The 20,384-nt window shown below is 62.3% G+C and carries 25 protein-coding genes; 14 read left to right on the forward strand and 11 right to left on the reverse strand.

Going from position 1 to position 20,384, the window contains the following annotated elements; translation table 11 throughout:
* A partial coding sequence (locus tag ACNFHO_RS04360; RefSeq protein ID WP_416765417.1) for a hypothetical protein occupies positions 1 to 249 on the reverse strand: 249 nt, incomplete at its 3' end.
* Between the two features lie 306 nt (positions 250 to 555).
* Between ACNFHO_RS04360 and rhtA the strand changes: the two genes are divergently transcribed.
* Together rhtA and ACNFHO_RS04370 are read left to right on the forward strand one after the other, a co-directional pair.
* Entirely contained in the window at positions 556 to 1,443 is an 888-nt protein-coding gene (gene rhtA, locus ACNFHO_RS04365; RefSeq protein WP_054894308.1) for a threonine/homoserine exporter RhtA, read from the forward strand.
* 184 nt (positions 1,444 to 1,627) lie between these two features.
* Positions 1,628 to 1,909 carry a hypothetical protein gene (locus ACNFHO_RS04370; protein ID WP_054894309.1) on the forward strand — a complete coding sequence of 94 codons (282 nt, stop codon included), beginning with the start codon at positions 1,628 to 1,630 and terminating at the stop codon, positions 1,907 to 1,909.
* Positions 1,910 to 1,951: 42 nt separating this feature from the next.
* On the opposite strand, the gene ACNFHO_RS04375 is transcribed toward ACNFHO_RS04370, so the two are convergent.
* On the reverse strand, positions 1,952 to 3,760 hold the full coding sequence (locus tag ACNFHO_RS04375) for an aminopeptidase P family protein (protein WP_416765420.1): 1,809 nt from the start codon (positions 3,758 to 3,760) through the stop codon (positions 1,952 to 1,954).
* Between the two features lie 191 nt (positions 3,761 to 3,951).
* On the opposite strand from ACNFHO_RS04375, the gene ACNFHO_RS04380 reads away from it, so the two are divergent.
* Together ACNFHO_RS04380 and ACNFHO_RS04385 are read left to right on the forward strand one after the other, a co-directional pair.
* Positions 3,952 to 5,052: a DUF3182 family protein gene (locus tag ACNFHO_RS04380; protein ID WP_416765422.1), complete on the forward strand. Its 1,101-nt coding sequence runs from the start codon at positions 3,952 to 3,954 to the stop codon at positions 5,050 to 5,052.
* Positions 5,036 to 5,806 (forward strand): alpha/beta hydrolase family protein, encoded by a 771-nt coding sequence (locus tag ACNFHO_RS04385; RefSeq protein WP_065861935.1) that lies wholly within the window; start codon positions 5,036 to 5,038, stop codon positions 5,804 to 5,806. The genes ACNFHO_RS04380 and ACNFHO_RS04385 overlap by 17 nt, the downstream gene beginning before the upstream one ends.
* Here ACNFHO_RS04385 and ACNFHO_RS04390 read toward each other — a convergent pair.
* Positions 5,785 to 6,165 (reverse strand): antibiotic biosynthesis monooxygenase, encoded by a 381-nt coding sequence (locus tag ACNFHO_RS04390; protein ID WP_125929415.1) that lies wholly within the window; start codon positions 6,163 to 6,165, stop codon positions 5,785 to 5,787. The two genes, ACNFHO_RS04385 and ACNFHO_RS04390, sit on opposite strands and share 22 nt — an antisense overlap.
* Positions 6,166 to 6,252: 87 nt before the next feature.
* Here ACNFHO_RS04390 and soxR point away from each other — a divergent pair, with 87 nt between their 5' ends.
* Positions 6,253 to 6,744, forward strand: a complete 492-nt coding sequence (gene soxR, locus ACNFHO_RS04395) for a redox-sensitive transcriptional activator SoxR (protein ID WP_112898727.1) — start codon at positions 6,253 to 6,255, stop codon at positions 6,742 to 6,744.
* Here the strand turns inward: soxR and ACNFHO_RS04400 are convergent.
* Positions 6,714 to 7,697, reverse strand: coding sequence for a GlxA family transcriptional regulator (locus ACNFHO_RS04400; protein ID WP_416765425.1), 984 nt, complete (start codon positions 7,695 to 7,697; stop codon positions 6,714 to 6,716). The genes soxR and ACNFHO_RS04400 overlap by 31 nt on opposite strands.
* An 85-nt stretch (positions 7,698 to 7,782) precedes the next feature.
* Here ACNFHO_RS04400 and ACNFHO_RS04405 point away from each other — a divergent pair, with 85 nt between their 5' ends.
* On the forward strand, positions 7,783 to 8,331 hold the full coding sequence (locus ACNFHO_RS04405) for a cysteine hydrolase family protein (RefSeq protein WP_153774808.1): 549 nt from the start codon (positions 7,783 to 7,785) through the stop codon (positions 8,329 to 8,331).
* A 10-nt stretch (positions 8,332 to 8,341) separates the two neighbouring features.
* On the opposite strand, the gene ACNFHO_RS04410 is transcribed toward ACNFHO_RS04405, so the two are convergent.
* Complete coding sequence (locus ACNFHO_RS04410) at positions 8,342 to 8,905, reverse strand: helix-turn-helix domain-containing protein (protein ID WP_416765426.1); 564 nt, start codon at positions 8,903 to 8,905, stop codon at positions 8,342 to 8,344.
* A gap of 83 nt (positions 8,906 to 8,988) precedes the next feature.
* Between ACNFHO_RS04410 and ACNFHO_RS04415 the strand changes: the two genes are divergently transcribed.
* The 7 genes from ACNFHO_RS04415 (at position 8,989) to ACNFHO_RS04445 (ending at position 16,141) form a co-directional block, all read left to right on the forward strand.
* The gene (locus tag ACNFHO_RS04415; RefSeq protein ID WP_054894317.1) at positions 8,989 to 9,939 is read left to right on the forward strand and encodes a DMT family transporter; all 951 of its coding nucleotides are present in this window, start codon (positions 8,989 to 8,991) and stop codon (positions 9,937 to 9,939) included.
* A gap of 150 nt (positions 9,940 to 10,089) precedes the next feature.
* Positions 10,090 to 13,002: a monovalent cation/H+ antiporter subunit A gene (locus tag ACNFHO_RS04420; RefSeq protein ID WP_416765427.1), complete on the forward strand. Its 2,913-nt coding sequence runs from the start codon at positions 10,090 to 10,092 to the stop codon at positions 13,000 to 13,002.
* Entirely contained in the window at positions 13,002 to 13,346 is a 345-nt protein-coding gene (locus ACNFHO_RS04425) for a Na+/H+ antiporter subunit C (protein WP_054894319.1), read from the forward strand. The genes ACNFHO_RS04420 and ACNFHO_RS04425 overlap by 1 nt, the downstream gene beginning before the upstream one ends.
* Entirely contained in the window at positions 13,343 to 15,019 is a 1,677-nt protein-coding gene (locus tag ACNFHO_RS04430; protein ID WP_416765429.1) for a monovalent cation/H+ antiporter subunit D, read from the forward strand. Before ACNFHO_RS04425 ends, ACNFHO_RS04430 begins: the two co-directional genes overlap by 4 nt.
* Complete coding sequence (locus ACNFHO_RS04435) at positions 15,016 to 15,504, forward strand: Na+/H+ antiporter subunit E (RefSeq protein WP_054894321.1); 489 nt, start codon at positions 15,016 to 15,018, stop codon at positions 15,502 to 15,504. Before ACNFHO_RS04430 ends, ACNFHO_RS04435 begins: the two co-directional genes overlap by 4 nt.
* Positions 15,501 to 15,779 (forward strand): K+/H+ antiporter subunit F, encoded by a 279-nt coding sequence (locus ACNFHO_RS04440; protein WP_054894322.1) that lies wholly within the window; start codon positions 15,501 to 15,503, stop codon positions 15,777 to 15,779. Before ACNFHO_RS04435 ends, ACNFHO_RS04440 begins: the two co-directional genes overlap by 4 nt.
* Positions 15,776 to 16,141, forward strand: a complete 366-nt coding sequence (locus tag ACNFHO_RS04445) for a Na+/H+ antiporter subunit G (protein WP_063545547.1) — start codon at positions 15,776 to 15,778, stop codon at positions 16,139 to 16,141. The genes ACNFHO_RS04440 and ACNFHO_RS04445 overlap by 4 nt, the downstream gene beginning before the upstream one ends.
* A gap of 30 nt (positions 16,142 to 16,171) precedes the next feature.
* On the opposite strand, the gene ACNFHO_RS04450 is transcribed toward ACNFHO_RS04445, so the two are convergent.
* Both ACNFHO_RS04450 and ACNFHO_RS04455 read right to left on the reverse strand, forming a co-directional pair.
* Entirely contained in the window at positions 16,172 to 16,384 is a 213-nt protein-coding gene (locus ACNFHO_RS04450) for a hypothetical protein (protein ID WP_054894324.1), read from the reverse strand.
* Positions 16,381 to 16,851: a hypothetical protein gene (locus ACNFHO_RS04455; protein WP_054894325.1), complete on the reverse strand. Its 471-nt coding sequence runs from the start codon at positions 16,849 to 16,851 to the stop codon at positions 16,381 to 16,383. Before ACNFHO_RS04455 ends, ACNFHO_RS04450 begins: the two co-directional genes overlap by 4 nt.
* 314 nt (positions 16,852 to 17,165) lie before the next feature.
* Between ACNFHO_RS04455 and ACNFHO_RS04460 the strand changes: the two genes are divergently transcribed.
* On the forward strand, positions 17,166 to 17,363 hold the full coding sequence (locus ACNFHO_RS04460; protein ID WP_063545549.1) for a hypothetical protein: 198 nt from the start codon (positions 17,166 to 17,168) through the stop codon (positions 17,361 to 17,363).
* A gap of 5 nt (positions 17,364 to 17,368) precedes the next feature.
* Here the strand turns inward: ACNFHO_RS04460 and ACNFHO_RS04465 are convergent, their stop codons facing one another.
* The 4 genes from ACNFHO_RS04465 to ACNFHO_RS04480 form a co-directional block, all read right to left on the reverse strand.
* Positions 17,369 to 17,554, reverse strand: coding sequence for a hypothetical protein (locus ACNFHO_RS04465; protein ID WP_153774797.1), 186 nt, complete (start codon positions 17,552 to 17,554; stop codon positions 17,369 to 17,371).
* Between the two features lie 186 nt (positions 17,555 to 17,740).
* A complete protein-coding gene (locus tag ACNFHO_RS04470) occupies positions 17,741 to 18,145 on the reverse strand; it encodes a TraR/DksA family transcriptional regulator (protein WP_054894328.1) in 405 nt (134 codons plus the stop codon).
* Between the two features lie 322 nt (positions 18,146 to 18,467).
* A complete protein-coding gene (locus tag ACNFHO_RS04475) occupies positions 18,468 to 19,241 on the reverse strand; it encodes an enoyl-CoA hydratase (RefSeq protein ID WP_416765433.1) in 774 nt (257 codons plus the stop codon).
* Positions 19,242 to 19,254: 13 nt separating this feature from the next.
* Positions 19,255 to 20,382, reverse strand: a complete 1,128-nt coding sequence (locus tag ACNFHO_RS04480) for an acyl-CoA dehydrogenase (protein WP_416765435.1) — start codon at positions 20,380 to 20,382, stop codon at positions 19,255 to 19,257.
* Between the last annotated feature and the right edge of the window lie 2 nt (positions 20,383 to 20,384).

Below are 20,384 nucleotides of genomic sequence, written 5' to 3' on the forward strand. Positions count from 1 at the left end.
TCTCGCATGGCCACTTGTGATGCTGATAATCTTGGCGACTATCAGTCCGTACTCACAAGCACCCACACGAATTGCTTGATTCGATTTGTTAAAGAGCGTTTGGTTAAGAGCCTTTCGTCTCAACCGAGGCGCGCATTCTACGCTTTCCTCATTGGCTGTCAAGCGTTTATTTTGAAGTTTTTTCCGAGAAACTCGTTTAGCTTCAAACACTTGACTCGCTGCGATCTCTCGTAGCGGGAGGCGAATCATACAGCACTCGAAGATGCTGTCAACTGCCTTTTTCACCGCTGCCGATCAGGTGATCGAAGCACTTCACACCTCACCGAACTCGCTTAACTCGTTGATTAGCAAGAAGTTTTGCGTTCCGTTTGCTGCGGAAGTGGGGCGCATTATAAGGGGATCTGAGAGGGCGTCAACCTTTTATTTCATAAAATCTTAATCGAAATGAAGGGCTTAGCCCGCGCATTGCTCAAGAGCAGTTGCACCTGCCACTGGGATTTGCGCACTATATTGCGCAGCTCGCCCCTTCTACTTATTTAGGACTGCCCCACCCAAATGAACACCCAGCCCCGCAGCCTGGCCGCCACGCTGTTCCCTATCGGCCTGCTGTTGATTGCCATGGCTTCCATCCAGTCTGGAGCGTCACTGGCCAAGAGCATGTTTCCAGTTGTCGGCGCTCAGGGCACCACAACGCTGCGCCTGATCTTCGCCAGCATCATCATGCTTGCATTGCTACGCCCGTGGCGCGCCAGGTTCAATGCCAGCACCCTGCGCAGCGTCATCATCTATGGGCTGGCCCTGGGCGGCATGAATTTCCTTTTCTATATGTCGTTGCGCACCGTTCCGCTGGGCATCGCCGTGGCGCTGGAGTTTACCGGCCCGCTGGCGGTAGCGATCTTCGCTTCGCGCCGCGCCCTGGACTTTCTCTGGATCGCGCTCGCCATCGTCGGCCTGCTACTGCTCATCCCGACAGGGCAGACGGGGGCCTCCCTCGACCTGACCGGCGCGGCCTACGCCTTGGGTGCCGGCGTCTGCTGGGCGCTCTACATTTTATATGGCCAGCGAGCAGGCGCGGAAAACGGTATCCAGACCGCGGCATTGGGCGTATTGATCGCGGCGCTGTTCGTGGCTCCCATCGGTATCGCCCACGCCGGTAGTGCCTTGCTCACTCCAGCACTGATTCCGGTCGCACTTGCCGTGGCGATCCTGTCTACCGCCCTCCCCTACAGCCTGGAAATGGTCGCACTGACACGAATGCCCGCGCGAACCTTCGGCACACTGATGAGTATCGAACCCGCATTCGGTGCACTGTCGGGGCTTCTATTCCTTGGAGAGGTTCTCAGCTTGACCCAGTGGTTGGCGATCCTGGCAATCATTACCGCCTCGGTCGGGGCCACACTGTCGATGCGCAAGGAAAGCAGCCCTCCCGTAGCGGCTGACTGATTTGAGAAATAGTTTCATTTGAACAGCTTCAGCCTTGTACCCGCCTATAAGGCTGTTTAAGCTGTCACAGCATCATCACCTTCAGACGATCTACTGAGCCGGGCACGGAAGCAGGGGAGTTTCAGGCAGAACGCAGTCATCACTACAAGGGCGGACAATGCTCACCGCCCAGATAAGGACAGGAATGAAACGTATTTTTCTCATCCTGGCCATCTTGGCCATTGCTGGGTGTGCCGCTACAGCCAAGACCGAGGTGAAGCGAGGGAAGAAGGGCTTGCACATCAACTGCTCCGGGCTTTCATCATCTTGGGACAAGTGCTACGCCAATGCGCAAGCGTCATGCGGCAGCAAAGGCTACAAGGTAATCGCGCGCTCCAGCGACAGCGACGAAGAGCCGGGCGACTACGTGTTCGGAATCAACCCAGCCGGCTATACCAGCCGCAGCATGATCGTCATCTGCAAATAAACGAAAGGGCAGCCTCAGGCTGCCCTTTCTCGTTCCAGTCGATCAGACCGGCTGCGTACGCAGTCTCAACCAGGCCAGTGCGTCGCCTTGCAACAGGGGCGCTAATCGCTCATACACGGTCTGGTGATAACGGTTGAGCCATTGGCGCTCCGAAACATCGAGCAACTCGGGCAGCAAGCATCGGGTGTCGATCGGGCAAAGCGTCAGGGTTTCAAAGGCCAGGAAGTCGCCAAAAGCGCTGTTGCCCACCTCCCGATTAACCACCAGATTCTCGATACGCACGCCCCAGGCTCCAGGTCTGTAGGTGCCCGGCTCGATCGAACTGATCATCCCGGCCTGCATGGCTGTCTGCGGCGTAGTTGCCGCCTGATAGGCAATGACCTGCGGCCCCTCGTGCACATTCATGAAGTAGCCTACGCCATGCCCAGTGCCATGGCCGTAGTCGACTTGATCGGCCCAGATAGGCGCCCGGGCGATGGCATCGAGCAGCGGCGAAAGAATGCCCCGCGGGAAAGTCGCCCGCGACAACGCGATCACTCCCTTGAGCACCCGCGTGCAGTCCTTCTTCTGCTCCAGGCTGGGTGTACCAATCGGCACCATCCGGGTAATGTCGGTAGTTCCGCCCAGGTACTGGCCGCCCGAATCGATCAGCAGCAGGCCGTTACCCTCGATCACCGCATGCGACTGTTCGGTGGCGCGGTAATGGGGCATCGCGCCATTGGCATTGAAGGCCGCGATGGTCGAGAAGCTCAGCGAGACGAAGTCAGGGCGCCGCGCACGTGCCGCGCTCAGCTGTTCATCGACCGTCAGTTCGGTGATGGTCTCGCGCCCAAGATTGGCCTCGAACCAGGCGAAGAACTCGCACAAGGCTGCACCGTCCTGCTCCATCACCTGACGAATATGAACCAGGTCCGCCTCGCCCTTGCGCGACTTGCTCAGCGTAGTCGGATTGATGCCCTCGACCAACGCGACCCGCTCGTCGAGCTTGTCCAGCAGGCCCTGGGTGACACGCGCCGGATCGACCAGCAGGCGGGTGCCGCCAACGAGGCTCGCAAGTGCATGGCCAACTTCCGCGTAGTCACGCACCTGGATACCGTCGGCCGCCAGTACTTGACGCAGATGAGTATTGATCTTGTCCTGACCGACAAAGAGCGTGGCTTGATCACGACCGATCAAGGCGAAGGAAACGAACACCGGGTTGTACGAAACATCACTACCGCGCAGGTTGAACAGCCAGGCGATGTCGTCCAGAGTTGCGATGAAATGCCAGTCGGCGCCCTTGCTATCCAGGGCCTGACGCAACTCACCGAGTTTCTGCGCACGACTGACAGTCGCATGGGGGGGCAGGTGCTGATAGACGGGGTTGCCAGGCAAGGCCGGACGATCGCCCCAGACCTCACCCAGCAGGTCTCGGTCAGTCAGCAGTCTTACATTGCGAGCGCTCAGGCGCTCTCCCAATTGACGGGCAAAGGCCAGCGCCATGACCGCACCATCAACCGCCACGGCACCGCCGCTGGCAACCTGCTCACCCAGCCAATCCAATGCCCCCGGCTGACCTGGCAGTAGCTTCATCAGCTCGATGCCACTGCCCGCCAATTCCTTCTCTGCCTGCTCCCAATAGCGGCTGTCGACCCACAGCCCGGCGAATTCCGCGGCCACTACCAGCGTGCCGACCGAGCCCTGGAAGCCAGACAGCCATTGGCGCCCTTGCCAATGGCCGGGCAAGTACTCGGAAAGGTGCGGATCGGCAGAGGGCACCAACAGGGCATCGACACCCTCCCTGGCCATGACATCGCGCACACGCGCCAGGCGTGCCGGTATGGATTCCTTAAGGGGGTTCAGACTGCTCATGCGCTCTCCTGCGATCACATCTTGGACGGTTCCAGGTCGGGATAATGGAACAGGCTGCGAACGCCCGCAATCGGATCGCCCACAAAGAGCCTGCGATAGATTGGAGCGCCTCGGCCGCCAGTCCAACGGGCTGAACTTTCGAGCTGTCTGGAATTTCACAGTTCGTACAGCCCCAGCGGATGAGATCGCACATGGCCCACCCCCACGAGTCGAAAATCGCCGTCGTACTCCTCGACACCCGCGAACGCACCCCGGACCATGAATATGCCACTCACCAGAAGCTCGCCGAGATCCTGGCGCAATTGCTTGGCATACCCGTCTTCAACCCTGGACCACCGGCCGGCCAGGCCTACCACTATTATTACCTGCCCACGGAAACCTTGATCGGCCAGCAACAGGGCATCCGCTGCGAACAGGACCTGTTCGGCGGCCTGGTAAGCCATCCCTACATGGCGACCAAAGCCATTTCCCACCCACTACCCGCCAATGCAGTCTTTCCGCCGGGCTGGACTGACGCCTTCGCGCAACAGGCCAGCGGTGCCCTGTTGCGCGGCTACACGGTCTTTTCCAAGGACGACGCTCGACGAGCAGCCGACTTGCTATTGCGCAGCGGCCCCGTTCGGGTCAAACCCGTATTGGCCCGTGCCGGTCGCGGCCAGCAGGTAATCGATACCCTTGACGCACTTGCCCCCTTGCTCGCGACCTTGGACGACAAGGCACTTGGCCTTTGGGGACTGGTGCTGGAGGAAGACCTGCATGAAGTAGAAACCTTCAGTGTTGGCCAAGTGCGTGTCGCTGGCCTCACCTGCAGCTACTACGGTACCCAGCAACTCACCCAGGATCATCAGGGCCAACAGGTCTACGGTGGCTCAGATCTGATGGTAGTACGCGGCGACTACCAGGCGCTGCTGCAGCGCCCGCTGGAAGATTATCTGCGCCTGGCTATCAATCAGGCCATGACCTACGAGCAAGCGGCGGAGCGACACTTCCCAGGTTTCATCGCCTCACGCCGCAACTACGACATCGCCCGTGGCCTCGACGCACGTGGCCACCTGCGCAGCGGCGTCCTGGAGCAATCGTGGCGCCAGGGCGGCGCCAGCAGCGCAGAGCTCCTTGCCGTGCGCGCCTTCGCCGACGATCCGACGCTGCAGCAGGTACGCGCATCCACCCACGAGGTGTTCGGCACGCCTGAACTTCCGGCCGACGCCACACTTTTCTATGAGGGGGACGACAGTGAACTCGGACAATTCTGCAAATTTGCACGGATTCGCGAGCATGGCCATTCAGAGTGAACAGGTCGAGCTACAGGTCGAGGGCGAAAGTATCGCCGGTACTTTGGTCAGTCCTGGCAGCAAGATGCCCGGCATTCTCTTCGTCCACGGCTGGGGCGGCAGCCAGCAGCGAGACCTGGCCCGCGCCCGACAGATTACCGGGTTGGGTTGCGTGTGCATGACCTTCGACTTGCGCGGACACGAAAAGACCGAAAGCCAGCGATTGACGGTGACCCGTGAGCAGAACCTCACCGACCTGCTGGCCGCCTACGATCGGCTGGCCTCGCACCCTGCCGTCGATCCCGGCGCCATTGCGCTGATTGGCAGCAGCTATGGCGGTTATCTGGCCACCCTGCTGACCGCATATAGACCCGTGAAATGGCTGGCGATGCGGGTACCTGCATTGTACTGGGACGATGAATGGGACACTCCAAAGCAAGCACTCGACCGCCAGCGCCTGAATCACTATCGCCAACGCATTCTGGGGCCGGCCGACAATCGTGCCTTGGCCGCCTGCGCCGAGTTCGCTGGCGATGTCCTGCTGGTGGAGTCCGAGCACGATGACTATGTGCCGCACAACACCCTGATGAGCTATCGCTCCGCGTTCGTCGGCGCCCATTCACTGACCCACCGCATCGTCGACGGGGCCGACCATGCACTGTCCAGCGAGGAAAGCCAGAAAGCCTACAGTTCGATCCTGGGTACATGGATCGGAGAAATGGTCATCGGCGCACGCCTAGACCGCTACCCGCACTACGCTCCCTGGTACGCCTGAGGCTCACCGACCTCGCAATGCAAGCCGCCGTCGGTGCCTCGCACCAGGCTGCGCAAGGTCTGGTAGGCCGTGAAATTGACACCGCGCGCCTGGTGACGCTGCAACAGGTCGAGGAACGGCTCCTCGACGAAACAGGGCGCGGCAGCCGCCCACTCCTGGCGCGATTGCCACCGCAGGTATTGCAACACCCGACTGCCATCGACACTGGCCTGAATGCTGACGCCCAGCAGACCATCGCAACGGCTGGCGATCTCCTCCGCCCGCAGGACCAACGCCTCGGCCAGGGCCTGTTGCCGAATCGCCGGCACTTCGTACTCGATCATCTGGGTAAACCATAGGGAATGAGGGGTGGCCACCATGAACAGTCTCCTTGCTCGGGGTACTTGCAGCGTGATGGCGAGCAGGGTAAAACCTCGAGTTAAGTCAAGGTCAAGGAATATTTCGACATGCCCAGCAAGGACGTGACGGCGCCGGAACGCCTGCTCAGCGTAGGCCAGTTGGCAGCGCGCAGCGGCGTCGCGGTGACCGCGCTGCACTTCTATGAAAGCAAGGGACTGATCCACAGCACCCGCAACAACGGCAACCAGCGCCGCTTCGAGCGAGCCATGCTACGCCGGGTGGCAGTGATAAAGATGGCGCAGCGCCTGGGAGTACCGCTGGCGCAAGTCGCCGAAGCGCTCGATACCCTGCCCAAAGGGCACACGCCGACCGCTGAAGACTGGCAGCGTTTTTCCGCACGATGGCGAGAAGACCTGACCCAGCGCATCGAAGAATTGATGATGCTGCGCGACCAGTTGGATGGCTGCATTGGCTGCGGCTGCATGTCGTTGAAGGAATGTCCGCTGCGCAACCATCGCGATCGCCTCGCCGACGAAGGCCCTGGGCCTCACCCGCCAGGCCCAGACGCTCAGGCAACCACGGCGAAACGTCGCCGGTAGTCACTGGGTGTCAGGCCGGTGACGCGCTGGAACACCTTACGAAAGGCACTGGGGTCCTGATAGCCCACGCCCCAGGCAATCTGGTCGACGCTGCGCCGGGTGAACTCCAGCAGGCGGCAGGCACGTCCTACCCGGACCTGCTGGCAGTATTGGGTAGGACGCAATCCGGTCGCCGCGCGAAAACGCCGCAGAAACGTACGCTCTTCGAGCCCGGCACATCCAGCCATGTTTGCCAGATTGGCCTCTCGCGCACCACTCCCCTGCAGCCAGTGCTGCACCTTCAGCACGGCTTCATTGCCGTGATCCAGCCTCGGTGTGAACAACGCACCGGGCAGCGGGGTCGGCACCGGATCGACCGCCAGGTAGCGGGCGGTCTCGCGCGCCAGGGTGGTACCCAGGAAACGCTCAAGCAGACGCAGCCCGAGCTCGGTCCAGGCCATCAGCCCGGCCGACGTCATGATGTCGCCATCGTCCAGTACCGCTACGCTGGCATCGGCGCGTACTTGCGGGTAGCGCTCGGCCAAGGTCTGGGCGTAATTCCAGTGGGTACTCGCCGAACGCCCGTCCAGCAGGCCACTGGCAGCAATGAAGAACACGCCGATGCACACCGAAGCGAGCACAGTGCCGCGTGCATGCCACTGGCACAAGTGCGCGCGGTGTCGCTCAAGCAGCGCAGGTGCAGGTGCCGGGCCAAGGCTGGGCGGCACCACCAGCACCTTGAGGTCATGGCGCGCGCCCGGCAGGCTGTCGTACACCTCGCAGAGTTCACCGGCCTGATCGAGTTGCCAGTGGCTGATACGGATCGGCAGCAGCTTCCCATCACCGAGTTCACAGGCGACCTGATTGGCGACCGTGAACAGGTCGGTCAGCCCATGTACAGCGGCACGCTGCGCATCGGGATAGACCAGCACACCGATTTCCAAGCCTGCACCCATGTCAGTTTTTGCCCTCATTGTGTCGATCGCGCCAATCCCCATGTCGGTCGTTCAAGCCTATAACTATCGCTACACCACGACCACGCCCAAGGAGGCGCGCAACATGAGCAAGCAGGCCCTGATTCTCATCGATATCCAGAACGATTACTTCCCCGGTGGCAAATGGACCCTCGACGGCGCCGATGCGGCGGCCGACAACGCCGCCCGCCTGCTCGCCGCTGCCCGCGAGCGCGGCGACCTGGTCGTGCATGTGCGCCACGAGTTCGAATCAGCCGATGCGCCGTTTTTTGCCCCTGGCTCGCCAGGCGCCGAGATCCACGCCAAGGTACTGCCGATCAGCAGCGAGCCGGTGGTGCTCAAGCATCAAGTCAACGCGTTTCGCGACACCGAGCTCAAATCGCTCCTCGACAAGCATGAGGTAAAAAACCTGACCATCGTCGGCGCCATGAGCCACATGTGCATCGATTCGGCAACCCGCGCTGCCGCAGACTTCGGCTACCAGGTCTCGGTGGCGCACGACGCCTGCGCCACGCTGGCCCTGGAGTTCAATGGACAGACGGTGCCCGCATCGCACGTGCACGACTCGGCCATGGCGGCGCTAGCTTTCGCCTTTGCCGCCGTCGAGAGTACCGATACGTTGCTGGCCAAGTAGGCTGGGTGGATCAGATCACCACATTGCGCACGAATCGCGTGGGCTGGTGGCCGTCGTTGCGGTACGCGTAGCGGCAGTCGCTGGGGAAGATGTGGAACTCCCCAGCGCGCAGGCGCAGTTCACCGCTTTCGATCAGCAGCGTCAGACAGCCCTCGGTCACATAGATCTGCTCGCTCCAACCCTCGGCATCAGCCTCACTGGCATAGTGCTCGCCCGGTGCCAGGGTCCACTCCCAGAGCTCGACCTCGCGCCGCGCGGGGCTACTACCCAGCAGTACCGCGCGGCTGTCCGGCTGCTCACCGGCCCAGGCCAGCTCATTGATGCGTGCAGGATCGCGTTGCTCGGGCGCCTGGATCAGCGTACTGAACGCCACACCCAGCGCTTCGGCGATCAGGTCGAGGGTGGTGAGGCTGACGTTCTTCTCGCCTGCCTCGATGGCAACCAGCATGCGCCGACTGACACCAGAGCTTTCGGCCAAGGCGGTCTGGCTCAGCCCCCTGTCGTTACGCAGGCGGCGGATGTTCTGACTGACGTGCTGCAGCACCGAAGCGCGGTGCGAGGAATCTTTGTGCACTATATTGCTCACTGGTAGGGATTGCGCAGTATACTGCCCACTTTGCGGCGATTGTGCGCCGCCCCTTCCGAGTGCGCAAGACCATGACCCACACCAGCAGCAGCCCGCGGCCGTCCGTATCCTTTCGCCTGAGCAAAGCCGAATGGGTGCTGGTGTTCATCACCATGCTCTGGGGCGGCACCTTCCTGATCGTGCACAACGTCATGAGCGTGAGCGGACCGATGTTCTTCGTCGGCCTGCGATTCGCGGCAGCGGCACTGTTCGTCGGGCTGGTATCGGCGCGAGCGCTGTCGGGCCTGACGTTCACCGAACTCAAGGCCGGCGTACTGATCGGTGTATCGATCATGCTCGGCTACGGCTTGCAGACCATGGGCCTGCAAACCATCAGCAGCAGCCAGTCGGCCTTCATCACGGCCCTCTACGTACCCTTCGTGCCGCTGCTGCAATGGTTGGTGCTGGGACGCCGGCCCGGCCTGATGCCAAGCATCGGTATCTGCCTGGCCTTTGTCGGGCTGATGCTGTTGGCCGGCCCTGAGGGTGGTGCGCTGAATTTCAGCGAAGGCGAAATCGTGACCTTGGTCAGCGCCGTGGCCATCGCCGGCGAGATCATCCTGATCAGCCGTTATGCCGGAAAGGTCGATGTGCGCCGGGTCACCGTGGTGCAACTGGCAACTGCCTCGGCACTATCATTCCTGATGATCGTTCCGACCCAGGAGCGCATCCCGGATTTCTCCTGGCTGCTGTTGGCCAGCGCCCTTGGCCTGGGCGCCATGAGCGCGGTAATCCAGGTGGCGATGAACTGGGCGCAGAAATCTGTCTCGCCAACCCGTGCCACGCTGATCTATGCCGGCGAACCGGTCTGGGCCGGCATCGTTGGTCGTATCGCAGGGGACCGCTTGCCAGGCGTGGCGCTTATTGGTGGCCTGCTGATCGTGATCGCCGTGGTCGTCAGCGAACTGAAGATTCGCCGCGATCGCGATCCCCTTCCAGAGCCGCAAGGCCTGACGCCAAGCGAAAGCGAGACAGGGCGTTGAACTCCTGATCAGCGGCTATGCTCTGAAAAAAACTGTTATAAAAAAACAGCTTGTCACAGCGCTTTTGTAGGATTCTGCCACAGCTTGCGTGTTGGTGATCACCAGCGTGGCACGTATGATCCATGGCAAACCTCCGTAGATTAGAACGCTATGTCTTTGATAGTGCTATTGCTTCTGCCCTTCATCGGCAGTTGCCTGGCAGCCGTGCTGCCGCACAATGCGCGTAACGCCGAGTCCATTCTCGCCGGGCTCGTGGCCTTGGTCGGCACTGTCCAGGTAGCGCTGCTGTACCCGCAGATCGCCCATGGCGGCGTGATCCGCGAAGAATTCCTCTGGCTGCCCAGCCTCGGGCTCAACTTCGTGCTGCGCATGGATGGCTTCGCCTGGCTGTTCTCGTTGCTGGTGCTGGGCATCGGCACATTGGTGTCGCTGTATGCGCGCTACTACATGTCACCCCAAGACCCCGTGCCACGATTCTTTGCCTTCTTCCTGGCATTCATGGGCGCAATGCTCGGGCTGGTGATTTCCGGCAACCTGATTCAGCTGGTGTTCTTCTGGGAGCTGACCAGCCTGTTCTCCTTCCTCCTCATCGGCTACTGGCACCACCGCAGCGATGCCCGCCGCGGCGCTTACATGGCGCTGATGGTCACGGGTGCAGGTGGTTTGTGCCTGCTGGTCGGCGCCTTGCTGCTGGGCCATGTGGTCGGCAGCTATGACCTGGACAAGGTCCTGGCCGCTGGCGAAACCGTCCGCCAGCACGCGCTCTATCCTGTGTTGCTGCCGCTGATCCTGATTGGCGCCCTTAGCAAGAGCGCGCAGTTCCCCTTCCAGTTCTGGCTACCGCATGCCATGGCTGCCCCCACGCCGGTCTCGGCCTATCTGCATTCGGCGACCATGGTCAAGGCCGGGGTGTTCCTGCTGGCACGCCTATGGCCAACGCTGTCGGGCACCGAGGAGTGGTTCTGGATCGTCGGCGGGGCAGGCGCCTGTACCCTCCTGCTGGGGGCCTTCGCGGCGATGTTCCAGAATGACCTCAAGGGGCTGCTGGCCTATTCGACCATCAGCCACCTGGGCCTGATCACCCTGCTGCTGGGCCTGAACAGCCCGCTGGCCGCTGTCGCGGCAGTGTTCCACATCCTCAACCACGCCACCTTCAAGGCCTCGCTGTTCATGGCCGCCGGCATCATCGACCATGAAAGCGGCACCCGCGACATTCGCCGTCTCAGCGGCCTGATACGCCTGGTACCCTATACCGCCACCCTGGCCATGGTCGCCAGTGCGTCCATGGCCGGCGTACCTCTGATGAACGGCTTCCTCTCCAAGGAAATGTTCTTCGCCGAAACCGTATTCATCAGCTCCAGCGCCTGGGTCGAGGCCGCCTTGCCGGTGATCGCCACCCTTGCAGGCACGTTCAGCGTTGCCTACGCCCTGCGTTTCACGGTCGACGTGTTCTTTGGCCCGACCGCCCAGGACCTTCCGCATACCCCCCACGAACCCCCGCGCTGGATGCGCGCGCCGGTCGAACTGCTGGTCCTGACCTGCCTGGTAGTCGGCATCTTCCCTGCCCAGTCGGTGGGCCCGCTGCTCGCCGCCGCAGCGTTGCCGGTGGTGGGCGGCACCCTGCCGGAATACAGCCTGGCCATCTGGCATGGCTGGAACGCCCCCCTGATCATGAGCCTGATCGCCATGTGCGGCGGCGTGGTGCTCTACCTGTTGCTGCGCAAACAGTTGCGCCTGGGCCGCTTCCCCTACCCGCCACTGATCGAACGCTTCAATGGCAAGCGGCTGTTCGAGCACGGACTGGTACGTCTGATGCTGCTGGCCCGGCACCTCGAAGGACTGTTGACCAGCCGCCGTCTGCAGACCCAGCTGTTCATGCTGGTGGTCGCCGCCTTCCTCGCCGGCCTCACCCCCATGCTGTACAGCGGCATCAGCTGGGGGGACCGCCCCAAGATTCCGGGGTCCGGCGTATTCGTCGCCATGTGGCTGATTGCAATTGCCTGTGCCATCGGCGCAGCCTGGCAGGCCAAATACCACCGTCTGGCTGCGCTGATCATGGTCAGCGTCTGCGGCCTGATGACGTGCATCACCTTCGTCTGGTTCTCTGCCCCTGACCTTGCACTCACGCAACTGGTGGTCGAAGTCGTCACCACAGTGTTGATCCTGCTGGGCCTGCGCTGGCTGCCGCGCCGAATCGAAGGCGTCTCTCCCCTGCCAGGCAGCCAGGAGCGTGCACGCTTGCGACGCCTGCGCGACCTGCTGCTGGCAGTGCTGGTCGGCGGCGGTATGGCCCTGCTGTCGTACGCCATGTTGACCCGTCCTACACCCAACGACATCTCATCGTTCTACCTGAGCCGTGCACTCCCCGAGGGTGGCGGTACCAATGTGGTCAACGTGATGCTGGTGGACTTCCGCGGCTTCGATACATTGGGTGAAATCACTGTACTGGTCGCCGTGGCGCTGACGGTCTTCGCCCTGCTGCGCCGCTTCCGCCCACCGAAAGAGAGCATGCAGCTGCCGACGCAACAGCGCCAGCTGGCGCCAGACGTGATCACCGACCTGGTCAACCCACGGCATGTCACCGATACCGCGCTGGGCTTCATGATGGTGCCTGCGGTGCTGGTACGCCTGCTGCTGCCGATCGCCCTGCTGGTCTCGATGTACCTGTTCATGCGCGGCCACAACCAACCAGGCGGCGGCTTCGTCGCCGGGCTGGTGATGTCGGTGGCGTTCATCCTCCAGTACATGGTCGCAGGCACTCAGTGGGTCGAGGCCCAGATGAGCCTGCGGCCGCTGCGCTGGATGGGCACCGGCCTGCTGTGCGCCACGCTTACCGGCATAGGTGCCATGTTGCTGGGTTATCCGTTCCTCACCACCCACACTGCGCACCTGCATCTGCCGTTGCTCGGTGACATCCATGTCGCCAGCGCCTTGTTCTTCGATATCGGCGTGTACACCGTGGTTGTCGGCTCCACGCTCTTGATCCTGACCGCCCTGGCACACCAATCGGTGCGTGCCTATCGCCCGGGCCATCCGAAATCCAGCCAGACAGGAGCCGCCTGATGGAAGAAGTCATCGCAGTCGCCATCGGCGTACTGGCCGCCTCCGGAGTCTGGCTGGTACTGCGCCCACGGACCTACCAGGTCATCATGGGCCTGTGCCTGCTCTCCTACGGCGTCAATTTGTTCATCTTCAGCATGGGCAGCCTGTTCATCGGCAAGGAGCCGATCATCAAGGAGGGCGTCCCACAGGACCTGCTGAACTACACCGACCCACTACCCCAGGCGCTGGTGTTGACCGCCATCGTCATCAGCTTCGCCATGACCGCCCTGTTCCTGGTGGTCCTGCTGGCCTCGCGCGGCCTGACCGGCACCGACCATGTCGATGGCCGGGAGCGTGAGGAATGAGCTGGATGAATCAACTGATTGTCGCCCCGATCCTGCTACCGCTGGTAACCGCTGCGATCATGCTGCTGATCGGTGAAAAGCACCGCCAGTTCAAGGCCCGCCTGAACCTGCTGTCGAGCATGATCGGCTTGGGCGTCGCCGTGACGCTGTTGATGTGGGTACGCGGCCAGGGTCAGGCCGAGTCCATTGGTGTCTACCTGCCAGGCAACTGGCCGGCGCCGTTCGGTATCGTGCTGGTACTCGATCACCTTTCCGCACTGCTGCTTACCCTGACCGGTGTAATCGGCGTCAGCGCCCTGCTGTTCGCCCGCGCCCGCTGGGACGGCGCCGGCGCCAGCTTCCACGCGCTGTTCCAGATTCAGCTGATGGGCCTTTACGGCGCGTTCCTGACCGCCGATCTCTTCAACCTGTTCGTGTTCTTCGAAGTGCTGCTGGCGGCGTCCTATGGCCTGCTGCTGCACGGTTCGGGACGCGCGCGGGTCAGGGCCGGGCTGCACTACATCGCCATCAACCTGTTCGCCTCTTCGCTGTTCCTGGTTGGCGCCGCCATGCTCTATGGCGTGACGGGCACGCTGAACATGGCCGACCTGGCGCTGAAGATCCCGTTGGTCGCAGAAGCCGATCGAGGCTTGCTGCACGCCGGAGCGGCGATCCTGGCCATGGCGTTCCTGGTCAAGGCCGGGGTCTGGCCGCTGAACTTCTGGCTGGTGCCGGCCTACTCCTCGGCCAGCGCACCGGTCGCAGCCCTGTTCGCCATCATGACCAAGGTCGGTCTGTATGCAGTGCTGCGGCTGTGGACACTTTTGTTCTCGGGCCAGGCAGGCGCTTCGGCGAATTTCGGTGGGGAATGGCTGGTGTATGGCGGCCTCGTCACCCTCGCGGTGGCTGCCGTCTCGATTCTCGCCGCACAGCGCCTGGAGCGTCTCGCCGCGCTGAGCATTTTGGTCTCGGCTGGCACCTTGCTGGCCTCGGTCGGCTTCGGTCAGGCGGCCCTCACCGGCGCTGCACTGTTCTACCTCACCAGCTCCACCCTGGCCTTGTGCGCCTTGTTCCTGCTGGCAGAACTTATCGAGCGTTCGCGCTCGGCCAACGAAGTGCCCCTGGACGACGAAGAGGACGCCATCCCGCCGCCGCTCGAATCCCTGCATCCACCCAAGGGCATCAACCTCGACGACGAACAGAAGGCAGTGATCGGTCAGATCATCCCCTGGACCATGGCATTCCTCGGCTTGAGCTTCATCGCCTGCGCCCTGCTGATCATTGGCATGCCGCCGCTGTCCGGCTTCATCGGCAAGCTCAACCTGATCAGCGCCCTGTTCAACCCGCAAGGCCTGGGCATGGCGGCCGAGCAGCCTCTGTCAGCCGCCGGCTGGTGCCTGGTAGCCCTGTTGCTGCTATCGGGCATGGCATCGTTGATCGCCTTTGGCCGGGTGGGCATCCAGCGCTTCTGGAAGCCTGAGGAGAGGCCCTCGCCATTGCTGCGTCGCTATGAATGCATACCGATCGTGGTACTGCTGGGGCTGTGTATCGTCCTCAGCATCCAGGCCGAGCCGCTGCTGCGCTACACCCAGGACACCGCCGCCGGCCTGCAGGCACCCGACGCCTATATTCAGGCGGTCCTGTCAACCCGCCCCGTGCCTGGGCCGACCACCATGACGCAGGTGCAACCATGAACCGGCTGTTCCCCGCCCCGCTGCTGTCGCTGGCGCTGTTCGTGCTGTGGCTGGTGCTGAACCTTTCCGTCAGCCCAGGCAATCTGCTGCTTGGCGCCGCCCTCGGCATCCTCGCACCCGTGCTCATGGCACCATTGCGCCCGCAGCATGCCCATATCCGCCGCCCGCTGGTGATTGCTCGCTTGATCGGCCGTGTGGGCCTGGATGTGATCCTCTCGAACCTGCAAGTTGCCCGGGGCGTGCTGCGAGCCGGCGGCCATCCACCGCGCTCTGCCTTCGTGCACATCCCCCTGTCACTGCGCGACGCCCATGGCCTGGCCGCCCTGTCGATGATCACCACGGTGGTACCCGGCACGGTCTGGTCGGAGCTGGCCCTGGATCGCAGCATCCTGCTGCTGCATGTGTTCGACCTGGACGACGAAGCCACCTTCATCGAACACTTCAAGCACACCTACGAACGCCCGCTGATGGAGATCTTCGAATGACAGGCCTGCTCGCCAACGCCATTCTCGCCAGCCTGTTCATCTTCATCATCGCCATGGCCCTGGCGCTGGTCAGGGTGTTCCGCGGCCCTTCGGCGCAGGACCGGGTCCTGGCGCTGGACTACTTGTACATCCTGGCCATGCTGATGATGCTGGTGCTAGGCATCCGCTATGCCAGTGATACCTATTTCGAAGGCGCGATGCTGATCGCCCTGTTCGGCTTCGTCGGCTCCTTTGCCCTGGCCAAGTTCCTGCTGCGCGGGGAGGTGATCGAATGATGCAGACCGTCGAACTCCCGTTCTGGCTGGAGCTGGCCACGGCCGCGCTCCTGCTGATCGGCAGCCTGTTCGCCTTGATCGGCGCAATCGGGTTGGTGCGCCTGAAGGACTACTTCCAGCGCATGCATCCGCCTGCACTGGCCTCGACTATTGGCGCGTGGTGCGTCAGCCTCGCCTCGATCCTGTACTTCTCCGGTCTCAAGCAAGGGCCAGTGCTGCATGCCTGGCTGATACCGATCCTGCTGTCGATTACCGTACCGGTCACGACGCTTCTGCTCGCGCGGGCCGCCTTGTTCCGCAAACGCATGTCGGGAGAACAGGTGCCGGATGAGGTCAGCAGCGGTGGCGATCGGGGCAACTGAGCGCCCGCTGAAGCCGCCTGGCAAATGCTGTCAGTGCTGGGTAAGGCGCTGCAGCTCGCGCCGAACCATGGCCACATAAGGAGGCGGGCCGAGCCGATAGAGCTCCCCCGCCACCCAGGCCAGCCAACCATCCTTCAACTGTGCTCGATGGGCAATCAGGCGCTCGGCGTCCAGGATTGCTTGCGCCTTGTGGCGCTGGTGAAACTCGGCGCGCCCCGCAGGCAGCTCATCGTCGCCACTCATTCACTGGCCTTGAAGGTGGTCAGCTCGCCCTTGCGCCATTTGGCGACCTTGCCGGTCACCGCCTTGAGCAGTTTGCCCAGGCCTTCCGCCACCTGGGACTGGGCAGCGAACACGAGCATCACGCCCTGCCCGTCACGGAAGACAATGCCATCGCCCTCGGGTACCGAGACGAACGCATAGTCACCCACGCCATAGACGTTGAACTTGATGTCGCGAAAGCGCAGCTCGAGCTTGCCACCCTCGCGGCTCGGCAGGACCGCGGCCCGGAAGTGATCCCCGACCTTCAGTTCCAGACGTTGCTTGTCATCGACGACCATCGCGTTGTCGGTATCGATCTCGGCCATGTACAGGCCATCGGGGTTCTGCTCGGTGACGTAGATGAAACGGCCCTGAAAAAGCTTGACCAACTTGGCCCGCAAATCGCCCAGGGCGAACAGGGCGTGGGTATCCAGAGTACTGACTGCCAATGAAGTGATCCTCGAACCGGTTGTTTCCCGCCGCCACACGAAGTCGTGAAAGCGTGACGCGGCGGCCATTTCAAAGCGAAGTCTGAAAGGTTAGTGACATGATGCGTGAAACGTCTGCGGGGCTCGTCGATACGGCAGGCAGGATCTTTTACCCTCGCACGCCAGCCAAAACCCCAAGAGAACGCTCAGCATAGATCCCACAGGGGGAACAATATTGTCTGACAACAATGCCGCCAGAAAAGATGCAATAGATAGAGCCAGGCCCCTCGGCAGAATGGGTCCGGTATTCATCCATGCATTACAGGGGAAAGAATATGCACGAAAACACCGAAATCCGTCGAGAGGTCTCGAACATTTCTTACATCCGACCTGTGCGCAACATCGCGCGTTTCGTGGTCATTCCCGCCGGCGTCGCGTTCTTCCACATCACCGAGCGTGCCACTGGCCGAGTCATGGGCTTTCGCCGCAGCCACCTGGCAGCCTGCGAACTGGCGCTAAGCCTGGATATCTAAGCCGCCTATCCCTTCGCCAGTTGCTGCAGCCAGGCAGCCTGACACTCCAGCGCTTCAGCCCGGCTGGCGAAGGCAGTACCGCGACGCTCGCCATCGACCAACACTACCCAGCATGCCCGCTGTCCCTGTGCCTGCAGCATCGCAGGTACACCAGAGCCTATCATCACTGCCACATTGACCCGGGATTGCATGACCCTCTCCACTTAATTAGCAAGCTAACTACATGGATAGGATACGACCCGCCAAGGCCGGGAAAAAGCGCTTGCCGGTAGAGCTGTATTGCATCAATCGCAACAAATCGAAATGCTTTCTGCTCCTGCGGAAACGCGAAAGGCCCCACGGATTGCTCCGCAGGGCCTTGCGCCGAGTGTGTCCGGTCAGATCTGCCGCTGATGGCGGTCGAGCTGCTCGTGACGCTCCTGGGCTTCGATGCAGTATTTGGTGGTCGGGCTGATCAGCAAGCGTTGCAGACCGATCGGCTCGCCGCTGTCGTCGCACCAGCCAAAGCTCTCGTCAGCGATACGGCCCAGGGCCATCTCCAGCTGCGGCAGCAGGCGCTGGTCGCGCTCGATGGCGTTGACCAGCCAATGACGCTCTTCCTCGACCGAAGCCACATCGGCCGGGTCAGAGGGCGTATCCAGGCTTTCGATGGTGGCGCGGCTCAGCTCGATGCGCTCATGGGTCTCGACTTTCATCGCTTGCAGCAGCGCGGTGAAGAACCCGAGCTGATCGGCATTCATGTAGTCATCGGCCGACATGGCCAGCAACTGTTCCTTGGTCATCGATTTCTCTATGAAAAAATGTGCATTTGGGCGATTCGGGTGCCGCCGGGGATGGCTCGCAGGCAGCGGAATTCTTCAAGCGCCAATCGGCACTCTTTTACAGGGGGCGGCAGTCTAAGGTGCCCGGCCCCGTGGGGCAACAGAAATGACAGAGGAATCTGCCGAATCGGACGGATTGCCCCGGGATCGTAACCGGTGATGGACACCGGCACGGAGAGCGGCGCAGGCCCAATAACGTAGCTCGGTCTCGTTGAACGACGCAAAGCAGTACGTTCTCACGAACTGAAACAGCGGGGCAGCGCCCTGGCGCTGCCCCTCAACCTCAACGGTCCTTGAACTGCGCCTCGCGCTTGGCGATGAACGCTGCCATGCCTTCCTTCTGATCTTCCGTGGAAAACGCCGCGTGGAACACGCGACGTTCGAAACGCACACCCTCGCTCAGGCTCACCTCGAAAGCACGATTGACGCTTTCCTTGACCATCATGCTCACCGGAATCGACTTGCTGGCGATGGTCGCCGCCACCTTCAGCGCCTCTTCCAGCAGCTCGGCCTGGGGCACCACGCGCGCCACCAGCCCTGCCCGCTCGGCCTCCTCTGCGCCCATCAGGCGGCCAGTCAGGCACAGTTCCATGGCCTTGGCCTTGCCCACGGCACGGGTCAGGCGCTGGGTGCCGCCCATACCCGGCAGCACGCCGAGGTTGATTTCCGGCTGGCCGAACCTGGCGTTGTCAGCGGCGAGAATGAAGTCGCACATCATCGCCAGTTCGCAGCCGCCGCCCAGGGCGAACCCCGACACCGCGGCGATGATCGGTTTGCGCCGATTGGCGATGCGGTCGGCGTCGCTGAACAGGTCGTCAACGTAGATCTGCGGATACTTGAGCTCGGCCATCTCCTTGATGTCGGCACCTGCGGCGAAGGCCTTGGCAGAGCCAGTCAGGACCACGCAACCGATGTTCGGATCACGCTCGAGCTGGTCCAGGGCCTGATTGATCTCGGCCACGATCTGCGCGTTCAAGGCATTGAGCGCCTGGGGACGGTTGAGGGTGATCAGGCCGACCTTGCCGTGGGTGTCCAGCAGGATTGTTTCGAATGCCATGCAAGCTGCTCCTTCAAAGATTGCGCGCAATGACCATGCGCTGAATGTCACTGGTGCCTTCGTAGATCTGGCAAACCCGCACATCGCGATAGATGCGCTCCAGCGGGAAGTCCTTCAGATAGCCATATCCGCCGAGCGTCTGCAAGGCATCCGAACAGACCTTTTCGGCCATTTCCGAGGCGAAAAGCTTGGCCATCGACGCCTCCACCAGCGCCGGGCGCCCGGCATCGCGCAGGGCGGCGGCATGCAGCACCATCTGCCTGGCCACGGCGATGCGCGTGGCCATGTCGGCCAGACGGAAAGCCACGGCCTGGTGCTCGACCAGCGCCTTGCCGAAGCTCTGGCGCTCCTTGGCGTAGTCGCGCGCGACCTCGAACGCCGCACGGGCCATGCCGACGGCCTGCGAAGCGATGCCGATACGTCCGCCCTCGAGGTTGGCCAGAGCGATCTTGTAGCCCTGCCCCTCTTCGCCCAGGCGATTGTCCACCGGCACCCGCACGTCATCGAAAACGATCTGGCAGGTGTCGGAGGCGTGCTGCCCAAGCTTTTCTTCAACCCGCACCACCTGATAGCCCGGCGAGTCGGTGGGCACGATGAACGCACTGATCCCACGCTTGCCCGCTTCAGGATCGGTGACAGCGAAGACGATCACCACGCCGGCGCTCTGACCGGATGTGATGAACTGCTTGCTGCCATTAAGCACATAGTGATCGCCATCCAGACGCGCACGCGTTTTCAGGCTGCTGGCGTCGGAGCCCGCCTGAGGCTCGGTGAGGGCGAAGGCGCCGATCATCGCACCGCTGGCCAGCGGCACCAGGTAACGCTGTTTCTGCTGCTCGGTTCCGAACTTCAGGATCGGCACGCAGCCCACCGAGTTATGCACGCTCATGATGGTCGAACAGGCGCCGTCGCCGGCGGCGATTTCTTCCAGGGCCATGGCGTAGGCGACATAACCGGTATCGCTGCCACCATACTGCTCCGGCACCAGCATCCCGAACAGGCCAAGCCCGGCCATCTCGTCGATGGCTTCACGCGGGAAGCGATGCTCCTTGTCCCACTGCTCGGCGAACGGTTTGAGGCGCTCCTGAGCGAAGTCCTTTACCGCATCGGCGATCTGTTGTTGCTCGTCAGTTACCAGCATGG

The sequence above is a fragment of the Pseudomonas sp. NY15374 genome, assembly GCF_048068255.1.
Lineage (GTDB): Bacteria > Pseudomonadota > Gammaproteobacteria > Pseudomonadales > Pseudomonadaceae > Aquipseudomonas > Aquipseudomonas machongensis.